The 12556-nt window shown below is 48.7% G+C and carries 10 protein-coding genes; 5 read left to right on the forward strand and 5 right to left on the reverse strand.

Annotated features, from left to right (window positions below; genetic code table 11):
* From VFS25_RS24170 to VFS25_RS24185, 4 genes are all read left to right on the forward strand, one after another.
* Positions 1-1126, forward strand: a 1126-nt coding sequence (locus tag VFS25_RS24170; RefSeq protein ID WP_326464757.1) for an efflux RND transporter periplasmic adaptor subunit, incomplete at its 5' end; no start/stop codon positions are given.
* A 26-nt stretch (positions 1127-1152) separates the two neighbouring features.
* Positions 1153-4716: an efflux RND transporter permease subunit gene (locus tag VFS25_RS24175; protein ID WP_326464758.1), complete on the forward strand. Its 3564-nt coding sequence runs from the start codon at positions 1153-1155 to the stop codon at positions 4714-4716.
* Positions 4717-4879: 163 nt separating this feature from the next.
* A complete protein-coding gene (locus VFS25_RS24180; RefSeq protein WP_326464759.1) occupies positions 4880-5662 on the forward strand; it encodes a TIGR00266 family protein in 783 nt (260 codons plus the stop codon).
* 576 nt (positions 5663-6238) lie between these two features.
* Positions 6239-7390: a 2'-5' RNA ligase family protein gene (locus VFS25_RS24185; protein WP_326464760.1), complete on the forward strand. Its 1152-nt coding sequence runs from the start codon at positions 6239-6241 to the stop codon at positions 7388-7390.
* Between the two features lie 78 nt (positions 7391-7468).
* On the opposite strand, the gene VFS25_RS24190 is transcribed toward VFS25_RS24185, so the two are convergent.
* From VFS25_RS24190 to VFS25_RS24210, 5 genes are all read right to left on the reverse strand, one after another.
* Complete coding sequence (locus VFS25_RS24190; protein ID WP_326464761.1) at positions 7469-8467, reverse strand: FecR domain-containing protein; 999 nt, start codon at positions 8465-8467, stop codon at positions 7469-7471.
* A gap of 4 nt (positions 8468-8471) precedes the next feature.
* Positions 8472-9152: an RNA polymerase sigma-70 factor gene (locus tag VFS25_RS24195; protein WP_326464762.1), complete on the reverse strand. Its 681-nt coding sequence runs from the start codon at positions 9150-9152 to the stop codon at positions 8472-8474.
* A 264-nt stretch (positions 9153-9416) separates the two neighbouring features.
* Positions 9417-9731, reverse strand: a complete 315-nt coding sequence (locus tag VFS25_RS24200) for a carboxypeptidase-like regulatory domain-containing protein (protein ID WP_326464763.1) — start codon at positions 9729-9731, stop codon at positions 9417-9419.
* Positions 9732-10043: 312 nt separating this feature from the next.
* Positions 10044-10784: a Bax inhibitor-1/YccA family protein gene (locus tag VFS25_RS24205; RefSeq protein ID WP_326464764.1), complete on the reverse strand. Its 741-nt coding sequence runs from the start codon at positions 10782-10784 to the stop codon at positions 10044-10046.
* A 57-nt stretch (positions 10785-10841) separates the two neighbouring features.
* Positions 10842-11804 carry a DUF1080 domain-containing protein gene (locus VFS25_RS24210; RefSeq protein ID WP_326464765.1) on the reverse strand — a complete coding sequence of 321 codons (963 nt, stop codon included), beginning with the start codon at positions 11802-11804 and terminating at the stop codon, positions 10842-10844.
* Between the two features lie 273 nt (positions 11805-12077).
* On the opposite strand from VFS25_RS24210, the gene VFS25_RS24215 reads away from it, so the two are divergent.
* Positions 12078-12556 (forward strand): 2-oxoacid:acceptor oxidoreductase family protein (locus VFS25_RS24215; RefSeq protein WP_326464766.1); only part of this gene is annotated, 479 nt, incomplete at its 3' end.

The following is a 12556-nucleotide window of genomic DNA, read 5'->3' on the forward strand; positions in this document are numbered from 1 at the left end:
GCATTATATGACCAAAACATATTTCATTATACCCTACACTGCTGTTATACTGGCTGCCTGTGGCGGAGGTGCTCCCAAAACCAAGGAGGCCCAGCTGCAAAAACTGAAGCAGGAAAGATCAAAGATTGACGAACAGATAGCAGCCCTCGAAAAAGAAGTTGGCAAAACAGACACGGTTCAGAAAGTAAAGACTGTAACCATTGCAACGCTGGATGATACTACCTTTCAGCATTATATTGACGTACAGGGCAGCGTGGATGCGCGCGAAAATGTAAACGTAACCTCCAAGGTGCCTGGCGTGGTCACCGCCATTATGGTAAAGGAAGGCCAGCATGTAAGCAAAGGCCAAACCCTGGGCCAGGTAGATGATCAGCTGGTACGCTCCAGCATAGCAGAGCTGAAAACACAGCTGGACCTGGCTACCACCACCTACCAGAAACAAAAGCACCTGTGGGATCAGCAGATAGGCAGCGAAATGCAATACCTCACTGCCAAAAATAACATGGAAAGCCTGCAGAAAAAGCTGTCTACCCTCAATGAGCAGCTGGCCCAAACCCGCATTATATCTCCCATTAACGGTACGGTAGATGCTGTAATAGCCAGGCTGGGTGATAACGTAGGACCTTCTTCCCCTACCGCGGCCTTCCGCGTGGTGAACAGCAATGCGCTGAAGGTAGTGGCCAATGTAGCAGAAGGTTATGCCGGCAATGTAAAAACCGGCGACCCGGTGATCATTAACTTCCCGGATATTAATAAAGAGATCCGTACTAAAATAGGTTTTGCTTCCCGCACCATTGACCCGCAAAGCCGTACCATTAAAATTGAGGTGCCGCTGCCGGCAGATCCTGCCCTGCGCCCTAACATGATAGCGCATGTGAAAATTGTGGATTACACCGCCAGTAATGCCGTGGTAATACCGGTAAATGTAATACAGTACACCATGGGCAAACCCTTTGTGGTAGTAGCTAAGGAAGCCAACGGTAAAATGCTGGCCCAGCGCAGGGATATAGAAGTGGGACGTACCTATAACGATATAGCAGAAATCAAGAACGGACTGCAGGCGGGCGAAAAGCTGGTAACTACCGGTTACCAGGGACTGGATGATAATGACCTGATTAAACTCTAGCTATCAGCTAAGCTAAAAGCGAACGTATGCAAGACAACCTAACCAAAGAATTTAAACCTACCAGCTGGGCCATAGATAATAAAGTGAGCATTTATGTAGCCACCATTATTATCGCCTTTGCCGGTATTCTTTCCTACCTGTCGTTACCCAAGGAGCAGTTCCCGGAAGTGGTGTTTCCGCAGTTCTATATTAATACGGTGTATTTCGGAACAGCGCCGGAAGATATGGAAACACTGGTAACCAAGCCCATTGAAAAGCAGCTGGGCGGCATATCAGGTGTAAAGAAAATAAAAAGCACCTCCCTGCAGGACTATTCCATCATCACCATAGAATTTAATACCGATGTGGATATAGAAACGGCGCGGCAGGAAGTACGTGAAAAAGTAGATGATGCAAAGGCCGACCTGCCCTCTGACCTGGCGCAGAACGGGAAGGAGCCGCAGATCATTAAGATAGATGTGTCGCAGATACCGATCATGAACGTGAACCTGTCCGGCGATTTTGATTTGCAGTCTTTAAAAAAGTATGCAGATGAAATGCAGGACCGTATTGAAGCGCTCACGGAAATTACCCGCGTGGATATTGTTGGCGCCCTGGAAAGGGAGATACAGATTAACGTGGATAAATACAAGATGGACGCGGCCCGTATCAGCTTTGATGATATTATTAATGCTGTTAGCGCGGAAAACCGCACCATATCCGGCGGCCTGGTGTCAATGGACGGGCAAAAGCGTACTTTAAGTGTAAAAGGGGAGTACAAAGATGCCTCCAAGATCGGCAACATTGTAGTACGGGGCATGTCCGGCGCAGTGGTGTACCTGAAAGACATAGCCGATGTGGTAGATGGCTTTAAGGAGCAGGAAAGCTATGCGCGCCTGAACGGCAAAAATGTAATAACGCTGAACGTAATTAAACAAAGCGGCAAAAACCTGATAGACGCTTCTGACAAGATACGCGCTATTATTGCCGACATGCAGCAAAATTACCTGCCCAAAGGCCTGGATGTAACCATCACCGCCGACCAGTCAAAATCAACCCGCGTAACGCTGCATGATCTTATTAATACAATCATCATCGGGTTTATACTGGTAACCATTATCCTCATGTTCTTCATGGGCGCGGTGAACGCCATCTTTGTGGCCCTGTCGGTGCCCATTTCCATGTTCATCGCGTTTTTGATACTACCCATGTTCGACTTTACGTTGAACATGATGGTGCTGTTCTCGTTCCTGCTGGCGTTAGGTATTGTGGTGGATGATGCCATTGTGGTGATAGAAAACGTGCACCGCATATTCCAGCAGCGGCATGACCTGGGCATTGTAAAAGCCGCTAAAATAGCGGCGGGCGAAGTGTTCCTGCCGGTGCTATCCGGTACGCTTACGGTGCTGGCGCCCTTTGTTCCGCTGCTGTTCTGGCCCGGGGTAATCGGCAGCTTTATGTTCTTCCTGCCGGTAACGTTGATCGTTACACTGGGCGCGTCGCTGGTGGTAGCCTATATTATTAACCCCGTGTTCGCGGTTGATTTCATGGACCGCCACGAAGGGGAAGAGCATCCCAAGCCTAAGTTTGACAAGAAGTTTAAAATACTTACCGCCGTATTTGCAGGTATAGCGCTGATCGCATATGCCAACAGCTTTGGAGTAGGCAACTTTGTAGTGTTCATTTATTTACTGATCGTGCTGGAGCGCTTCTGGCTGGGTGGCGTGGCACGCCGTTTCCAGCAGCGTGTATGGCCCAGGGTGCAGGAGTGGTATCACCGCCGCCTGGCCTGGTGCCTGGTAGGCTGGCGCCCGGTAGGCATTTTGCTGGCAACCTTTGGCCTGCTGATATTCAGCCTTGTATTAACCGGCATACGCAATCCTAAAGTGATATTCTTTCCCCAGGCCGATCCCAACTTTATTTATGCTTACATAGAACTGCCCAATGGTACCGACCAGAAGTATACGGACTCTATTACGCATATTGTTGAAAAGCGGATCACTAAAGTAGTAGGCGCTAACAACCCGATTGTGGAGTCTATCATTTCCAACGTGGCGGTGGGCGCGGGCGATCCCAGCCAAATGGATATGAGCGTGCAGCCGCAGAAAGGCAAGGTAACGGTAGCCTTTGTAGAATATGGCGCACGTAACGGCCAGTCTACCAAAGCTTACCTGGGTAAGATACGGGAAGCAGTAAAAGGTATACCCGGCGCAGATATTACAGTAGAGCAGGAGCAGGGCGGCCCGCCCACCGGCAAGCCCATTAACATTGAGATCAGCGGTGATGAATTTGATGAGCTCACTGTTACCTCTACACGCTTAAAACGCTATCTCGACTCTTTACAGATAGGCGGCGTGGAAGAGCTGAAAAGCGACTTTGAAAGCAACAAGCCGGAAATACTGGTGAACATTGACCGTGAAAGGGCTAACAAGGAAGGCATTTCCACCGCTGCAATAGGCATGGCTTTGCGCAATGCATTGTATGGTGTTGAAGCCTCCAAGTTCCGTGACCCGGAAGATGATTACCAGATAATGGTAAGGTTCAGGGAAAACCAGCGTAACAATATTAATACGCTCATGAACACCAATGTTACCTACCGGGATATGAACATGGGCGGCGCCATACGCCAGGTACCCCTGTCGGCCGTAGCCACCATCACCTATTCCAATACATACGCAAGCATTAAGCGTATTGACCAGAAACGCGTGGTAACCCTGTACTCTAACGTGCTTACCGGTTACAACACCAATGAGGTGGTGCAAAAGATACAAAGCGCTATCCGTGACTTCAACAGGCCCAGTGATGTAACCATCCGCATGACCGGTGAGCAGGAAGACCAGCAGGAAACCATGAACTTCCTGTTAATGGCCATGCTGGGCGCAGTAGGCCTTATGCTCATGATCATGGTAACACAGTTCAACTCCGTAGGCCGTCCGCTGGTAATTGCCATGGAAATAGTGTTCAGTATCATAGGCGTGTTCCTGGGCTTTGCCATTTTTGGTATGGATATATCCATTGTAATGACCGGTGTAGGTATTATGGCGCTGGCAGGTATTGTGGTGCGTAACGGTATTGTGCTGGTTGAGTTTACCGACCTGCTCATAAAACAAGGCATGCCGGTGTACGATGCGGTAGTGGAAGCCGGCAGAACGCGTATGACGCCTGTGCTGCTCACTGCCATAGCTGCCATACTGGGTCTGATACCGCTGGCCGTAGGGTTGAACATTGACTTTGCCACCCTGTTTTCCACCGGTAACCCGCACCTGTTCTTTGGCGGCGACAACGTAGCCTTTTGGGGGCCGCTGGCCTGGACCATGGTGTTCGGGTTGATATTTGCCACTTTCCTTACACTGATACTGGTGCCTGTTATGTACGCCATGAACAAACGTTCTATTGACGTACTGGATTATTACAGGCTGCCGCGCGGCTTGAAATATGTGCCTTTCCTGGTGCTGGTGCTTAAACTTTTCATGAAAAAGGAAACCGTACGCAAGCTGCATGATCCGCATTATATGTCTGCCAGGCCGTATGAATTTTTCCCGAACGGGGAAAACGGGCAGGAAGGAAAAGAGCATGGCCACAGTGTAAAAACGAATATATCAATGAACTAAAATAGCTGGCTATTGGAAACAATAGCTATACAGTGTAACAGTTGTAGGTTTAACAGATCACCGTTCCGATTTCTATCGGGACGGTTTTTTTTAACATTTAACAATTGTTTAGCCAAGGCATTTATTATTTTTGATACAGATATCCCTAAAAAAGACCAGGTATATGCGAAACCATGAAATTGATTATAAGATACACGGGGAAGAGATCCAGATGGTAGAAATAGAGTTAGACCCCCAGGAAACAGCCATTGCGGAAAGCGGCAGCTTTATGATGATGGACCAGGAAATACAGATGCAAACCATGTTCGGGGACGGTTCCCAACCCAACCAGGGGCTTTTTGGCAAGCTGCTGTCGGCCGGTAAACGCATGCTTACCGGTGAAAGCCTGTTCATGACCGCCTTTACCAATGCAGGGCAAGGAAAGAAAAAGGTGACCTTCGCAGCCCCTTATCCCGGTAAAATTATTCCCATGGACCTGTCGCTGATGGGCGGCAAGGTAATTTGCCAGAAAGATGCTTTCCTGTGCGCCGCCAAGGGCGTAAGCATAGGTATAGAATGGCAGCGCCGGCTGGGTACCGGTATTTTTGGCGGGGAAGGGTTTATTATGCAAAAGCTGGAAGGCGACGGCCTGGCCTTTGTGCATGCAGGCGGCATGGTAATAGAAAAGGAGCTGCAGCCCGGCGAAGTACTGAAAATTGATACGGGTTGTGTGGTGGCCTACACCCAGAATGTAGACTTTGATATAGAATTTATAAAGGGTATACGGAATATGGTTTTTGGCGGGGAAGGCTTGTTTTTTGCCACGCTTCGTGGCCCTGGTAAGGTTTGGATTCAATCCCTGCCTATCAGCCGGCTGGCTGGCCGTATTATTGCTTACGGTACAGGGCCCCGCAAGGAGGAAGGCAGCATCCTGGGAGGATTAGGCAACTTGCTGGACGGCGATTGATAGCCCAAAAGTACCGGTGGCAGAAATATTTTGTTATTTAAAGTTAAATAACAGAAAATTTACCAACAAAATAGTAGCTTAGCTTTAAATATTACTGTTGAAAAACCATTGACCTATGCCAGCCGGTACTTTGAACAGGAAAAATGAAAAGTTTGTTATGAAACGACTGTCAGTATAAAATAAATGGGGTGGATCAAGGAATGACATGGATATTCCCGTATATTTGGTATCAGGTAGCATCAATCTGTCGTCCTGAGAGAAAAGAAGTAGATTCGCCAAAACATTAAAATTAAATAGAATAAGGTGCATGATTTGTGGTAAGTGCACCAGTAAAATAGTAGGAATGCGGCACTCAATTATCTTTGTTCTTCCAGAAAGAGGTAATTCCCAGTAAAACAGAAAAAGGTAAAGAGAAATTAAAAACAACATAACAAAGCCGGTATAATGTGGACTGGAGAAAACCCGGATGACCATACCTGGGTATCACCGGCACTAACTATATCACATACCATGGAGATGAATTTCATTTTTATGAAATCATAGCTATTAATTGCTTCAAACGCTTAATTAAGTAAGATGAATTTTGAGAGAAACGAACGCCCCCGCAGGTACTCTTCTGATGTTAACAAAGAGTATGATCCCAAGGAAAGGCCGGGCGGTTACAACCGACCAGACTTTAACAACAACAACGAGCGGGAGGGAAGACCCAATTTCAACCGGGACCGGGATAGGCCCGACTACAACAGAGATGGCGGCGGCGAGTACAGGCCCCGCGAAAATTACAACCGTGAAGGTGGTGGGGGATATGATCGCGGCGGGTATGACCGTGGCGAAGGTGGCGGCTACAATCGTGGCGGCGGTGGTTATGACCGCGGTGGCGGTGGTGGTTACAACCGCGGTGGCGGTGGTGGTTATGACCGTGGCGGCGGCGGCGGTGGCTACAACCGCGGTGGCGGTGGTGGTTACGACCGTGGTGGCGGTGGCGGCGGCTACAACCGCGGTGGCGGTGGTGGTTACGACCGTGGCGGCGGTGGCGGTGGCTACAACCGCGGTGGCGGTGGTGGTTACAACCGTGGCGGCGGTGGTTTTAACCGCGGTGGCGGCGGCCAGAGAAGACCTGGCGGCGGCGGTCAGCGCAGGCCGTTTACCCCAAAGCCTGATAACAAGATCTACTTTATTGCACTGCTGCCTACAGCCGAAGTAGGTAAGGAGATCATTAAAATAAAACAGGAATTTGCAGAAAAGTACGGCCCTACCTATGCTTTAAAAGTATTGCCGCACATTACCCTGCAGGTACCTTTTACAGCTGATCCGGCGCTCGAAAAAGCGTTTTGCGATGAGCTGGCTGAATTTGCCAAAAGCCAGGCGCCTTTTGAAGTATCGCTGAATGGTTTTGGCACTTTCCCCAACAAACAGAACCGCGTGCTGTTCATTAACGTGGAAAAGAGTGAAACCATGTCAGCCATGCACCGGCAGCTGATCAACTTCCTGCGTAAGGAATTTGGCTTCAGCACCATGCTGGCCCGCACGGGTTTTACCCCGCACGTTACCGTGGCCTTTAAAGACCTGGAAGATGAGCAGTTCAACAAGGCATGGCCGGAGTATGAAAACAAAGAATACAAGGCTACTTTTAAAGTAAATAACCTGTACTTCCTGCGCCATAACGGCAAGTCATGGGAAGTGCTGCAGAAATGCAAACTGGGTGGCGGCGCTGCTAACCCTGCCTGATCGAATGAATGTATGATCACATAAAAAAACCCGTCCGGTAAGGACGGGTTTTTTGTTGCTGTTTATTGTTGTGGTAAATTATAACTGCAGCTGTTTATGTAGGGTATAAGCCCCATTGGCGCTTTTGGTCCAGCGCAGGTTCATGGTAGGGCAAATAACTTCCAGCACGCTTTCCACATTGCCCAGCTGCTCGGGATCAAATGTGCCGTTGTAGCGCAGGCGGGCCATGCCAGTATCGGGTAAGGTAATGCGCACATCAAAATAATTTTCCAGGGTATGTATCACATCTCCCAGCCGCGTGTCCTGGAAAGAAAGCCGGTTCTCTTTCCATGCCATAAAATTGGGATCTTCAATAGGCATTTGCCGCAGCGGCCTGGCATCGCTTAACACGCCGCGGTTGCCGCTTTCCAGCAGCAGCCGTTCCTGCTGGTTATTGCGCCTGGAAAAAGCCACCTTGCCGGTTACCACCGCCACTTCTACCCGGCTGGCATTATAAGACTTTACATCAAAGGAGGTGCCCAGCACCTGTGTTTGTGTATGGTAGGCATATACCACAAAAGGCCGGGCGGTATGCTGCGTTACCTCAAAAAAAGCTTCTCCTTCCAGGTGCACCGCGCGCTCGCTGCCTTTAAAGTTGGCGGCATAGGTAAGCTTGCTGTGCTGGTTCAGGTATGCTTTGCTGCCATCGGGCAGGGTAATGGTTTTCTTTTGGTGGGCAAGGGTAGTTACCGTTACCTGCGGGGTGCGCAGGAACAGGAAGTAAGCCGTAGCGGCGCCGGCTATCAGTATAACACTGGCGGCTATACGCAATGCATGCCGGTAAGTATAAAATATACTTCGTGCAGGCACAGGCGTAATATGCTGCTTAAAAGCCTGCCAGTTCTTTTCAGTGTTTGGCATAAAGCCTGCCTGCGCATTGCCTGTTATTGCCCAGGTGCTCTTTAGCGCATCGTAATATTCACGGTTGCCTGCATCCTCCTTCAGCCAGGCCAGCAGCGCCTCTCTTTCCTCCGGGCTCAGGCTGTTATCAATATCCCGGGCAATCAGCGTTTCTATATAATCTAACTCGTAAGGCATACCTTTAAAATTGTAGGAGTAAAGGATATAAGGAACTGCATGCTATCAACAATATCACGGCCAGGTAATCCTGCAGCGATACTCTTAGTTTCTTTAACGCGGTTATCATCTGGTTCTCGACAGTTTTTACTGAAATATTGAGCGCGCCGGCAATTTCCCGGTAGGTCATTTCCTCGAAACGGCTCAGTATGAATATTTCCCGGCACTTATCCGGCAGGCGGTTTATAGCCTGCTGAATATGCGCGGTGGTTTGCTTTACATGATGCGGGCTATCTGCTGCGCCGGAGCCTGCAGGTAGCTGCACCACATTATCTTCTATTGACAGGTGCCTGCCCTGCCGCTTATGTTTGTCCAAATGGTCCAATGCCATATTAATAGCTGCTCTGTGCAGGTACGCTTTAAAATACACATCCTGTAAGGCATTGCGCCGGTTCCATATCCGTATGAACACTTCCTGGGCAAGGTCCTCTGCAGTGGCGGTATCGGGTACCAGCCGGTAAATGGTTTTACAAACAAAGGGAAAGAAGGATTTGAACAGCGTTTCCATAAAAGCCTGCTCATTCTCCTGTAGTAATTCCTGTAACCTGGTATTATCGGGCATAACACAAAAATAGCCTTTGTTACCATTGGGTATGCTATCACTTATGTCAGCGCCTGCAAGTACAGGTGTACGTTGTGTTTGCATAGTGTGACGGGTTTTTTAGACCTCACTTTTACAGTATAAACGTGAAAATGAGGGTCAGCAAAAGCAGGCAGGCAATACAAAGGCTGCCGTTAACGACAAGGACCTCCTTTTTTATAACCATAACTTTGCTTTAATATAATAACGGAGAACGGGAGGGGTACCCCTACAGGAAAAGAAAAAAGCATAAAAAAAAGAAGCCGGCCATACAGACGTATGGAACCGGCTTTTTGATTAACCCCTATGAAAACCAACTATTGCTCTTGGTTATTGTTGTAAATTGATCTCGCCCATGTCAGTGGTTTTGCCATCCTCTACTCTTACATCGTTCACAACAGCATCCCTGAAAGGATCTTTGGCATTTATCACCACTGTATAGGTGCCGGCCCTGGCGCCCGTAAAGGTAAATGCACCGTCGGAAACGGCTGTTTTAAGGGTATCTGAACCCTGCACCGCCCAGGCTTCTGTAGCTCCGTCGGCAGGCCTTACCTTGACGGTTATGGAACCATCAAAACCTTTAAAGGCGTATGCGCCAAAGGCAATGGCGGCGAGTGCTAACAGGCTTACTTTGATCTTACTCATAACACACACGTTTAAAGGTTTAAAAAAATGATCGGCAGTAAGCGGTGTATAGCGGTTTGAAAGAACTTTTACCGGTTTAAAAGAACCAGTCTACATTGAATTTTACAATTACCATGCCATTACCAACCTTTAAAATAACGCATGTTCTATTTAACATTTCTTTAGCTAAATCCGCGCTTGTGGCTTGTTTTAGCATTTCAAAGAAAAACGCACGCCTACACTGATTTGTTGTGTTATAGAGTTGTTAAAACAAAAAGGGCTGTTATCCGCATAAGATAACAGCCCGGTATTGCCAGGTTATAATTTGTTTGTTTACCGGCGGTTTAGCTTGGCTAATAAACGTAATATCTCGAGATATAGCCATACCAGTGTTATCAATAAAGCAAAGGATGCAAACCATTCAAAATACTTGGGCGCACCCTGTGCAGCGCCATTCTCTATCATGTCAAAATCCAGCACCAGGTTAAGGGCGGCAATGGCCACCACTACCAGGGAAAAGATGATCCCTACAGTGCTGCCTTCATGCAGGAAAGGAATGTTAATGTTAAAAAAGCGCAGCACCCAGGCAATCAGGTAAAAAATGGCAATGCCTGCGGTTGCGGTGAACACTACTGCCTTAAACCTTGCCGTGGCCCGGATAACCCGCGCGCGGTACAATACCAGCAGGGCAATGAAAGTACCAAAGGTGAGGCCCACCGCCTGCAGCACAATGCCCTCGTACAGGCTGCTGTATAAGGCCGAAATGCCGCCCAGGAATAATCCTTCGCACAGGGCGTAGGCCGGCGCCAGGTAAGGCGCCCACTCTTTCTTGAAGATAATTACCAGGGCCAGTATAAAACCGGCAATGGCGCCGCCGGCCAGGTAAGGTGTTATTTTTTCGCCTTTATCAAAAATCCCCCAGGAGTAAACAGCAGCAGCCATTACCATCAGGAGCAAAAAGATCATTTTATTAACGGTGCCGCGTATAGTCATTGCGTTACCATCCTGCACAAGCGTAGCTTGTTCAAATGTACTTTCTTTCAGTACAGGGTTGTTGGATTGGAATAATGCCATAGTAATGTTTGGTTTACGGATTACAGCACAAAAGTACAAAGAATAGTTGGTTGCACTTTACTTCGCCGGTGTGATCACGATCTTCCGGAACTCAATAGGCCCGTGATCGCCCTGTATGTAAACAGGGCCTGGCTCACCTTCGTTACAATCCAGCGCACCGCCGGTAATGCCGGGTATTTCCTGGTTGCAGATCACTTTTTTACCGTTCACTACCACGGTTACCATACGGCCTGTAAGCGTAATATCATAGGTTTGCCATTTATCCGGGCCCAGGGCCGCAATTTCACTGGGCGCCAGGAAACCGTAAATGCCGCTGAACAAAACATTGGAGGGATGTGTGTCCTGCGGGCTATCTTCTATCTGCGTTTCATAACGCCCGCGCAGGTAAACGCCGCTGTTGCTGCCTGCGTGGTAGCGGAACTCTACATGCAGCTTAAAATCAGTAAAGGTTTGTTCGGATATAAGGTTGGCGCCCGAATGCGGGCTGGTGAGAATGCCGTTCCTTACTTCCCACTGGTTGGTGCCCAGGGCTTTCCAGCCTTTGAGATCTTTGCCGTTAAACAGCTCAATGGGCTTGCCCCATACCGGCGCGGCGGTTCTTTTCAGGTAAGGGGCCTTTACGCCTTTCCATGAGTAGGTATTGCCTTCGCTGTTGGTAATGGTGCCCTGTATGCCGTTGCCGGCCAGCTCGCCTTCAATTACAAAATCGCGGTCGCCTTTTTCCCATTGTGGGGGAATAGTAAAGTTGAATTTGCCGTTGTCAAAATTCACCTTGGCTACCGGGCGTGCGCTGCCCACAATGCATACAAAATAACCTACCAGGGTATGGTTGCCCGAAAGCTTTACCTCCAGCCAGGCAGGGGCCGGCTTGCCATCCTGGTCAATGGTAATATCCCACCGGCCTATCAGGTCTTTGTAGTCGGCCGTAACGTGCGTTGGGTGGGTAACGGCCGGTAACGCCTGTACAGCGCCTGCTGTAAGCAAACAGCTAATGCCGCAAATAAGAAATCTTTTATACATACAAAACTGGTTTTTTGTGAAAGCAACGTGGAATACGTTTCATGTAAACAGGCTTAAAAGGTAAGCTTTATCCCGGGTTTATGCAAACAGTCAATACCTTCTCAATAACCAAAAGTTATTACCCATAACCAGAAGCAATGCCTGTAAACGTTTCTGTCGCTAAAAGTCTACCTGGTTTGTGTACTTTTGCAGCAGATACGTATTATTCCGCATATGAGTAGGATTACTCCCTTGTGAAATGCTACATTTGCACTTTAATAAATAGTAGGATCAATGTCTAATACTTCGGTTCAACAACTTGAGGACGTAGTGATAAAGTTTGCCGGCGACAGTGGTGACGGGATGCAGCTCACCGGCAGCCAGTTTTCAAATAATACCGCCCTGGTTGGGAACGACCTGAGCACGTTCCCGGACTTTCCGGCCGAAATACGCGCCCCGCAGGGCACCCTGCCCGGGGTAAGCGGCTTTCAGCTGCACTTTTCCTCCAACCGCATATTTACCCCCGGCGATGCCTGTGATGTGCTGGTAGCTATGAACGCCGCTGCTTTAAAAGCCAACCTGAAAGCACTGAAAAAGGGCGGCATTATTATAGCCAATACAGATGGTTTTGACGCCAAAAACCTGCGCCTGGCCAATTACCCGGAAGGCGTTAATCCCCTGGAGGATGGTTCCCTGGCCGATTACCAGCTGCATACGATGGATGTGACCAAAATGACCCGTGAAGCATTGAAAGATGCCAGCATGGGCATGAA

Origin of the sequence: Chitinophaga sp. (assembly GCF_035761305.1) — a bacterium.
Classification (GTDB): Bacteria; Bacteroidota; Bacteroidia; order Chitinophagales; family Chitinophagaceae; genus Chitinophaga.

Coding starts and splice junctions, on each gene's coding strand:
- VFS25_RS24175 (WP_326464758.1), top strand. CDS start 1,153: ATGCAAGACAACCTAACCAAAGAATTTAAACCTACCAGCTGGGCCATA.
- VFS25_RS24180 (WP_326464759.1), top strand. CDS start 4,880: ATGCGAAACCATGAAATTGATTATAAGATACACGGGGAAGAGATCCAG.
- VFS25_RS24185 (WP_326464760.1), top strand. CDS start 6,239: ATGAATTTTGAGAGAAACGAACGCCCCCGCAGGTACTCTTCTGATGTT.
- VFS25_RS24190 (WP_326464761.1), bottom strand. CDS start 8,467: ATGCCTTACGAGTTAGATTATATAGAAACGCTGATTGCCCGGGATATT.
- VFS25_RS24195 (WP_326464762.1), bottom strand. CDS start 9,152: ATGCAAACACAACGTACACCTGTACTTGCAGGCGCTGACATAAGTGAT.
- VFS25_RS24200 (WP_326464763.1), bottom strand. CDS start 9,731: ATGAGTAAGATCAAAGTAAGCCTGTTAGCACTCGCCGCCATTGCCTTT.
- VFS25_RS24205 (WP_326464764.1), bottom strand. CDS start 10,784: ATGGCATTATTCCAATCCAACAACCCTGTACTGAAAGAAAGTACATTT.
- VFS25_RS24210 (WP_326464765.1), bottom strand. CDS start 11,804: ATGTATAAAAGATTTCTTATTTGCGGCATTAGCTGTTTGCTTACAGCA.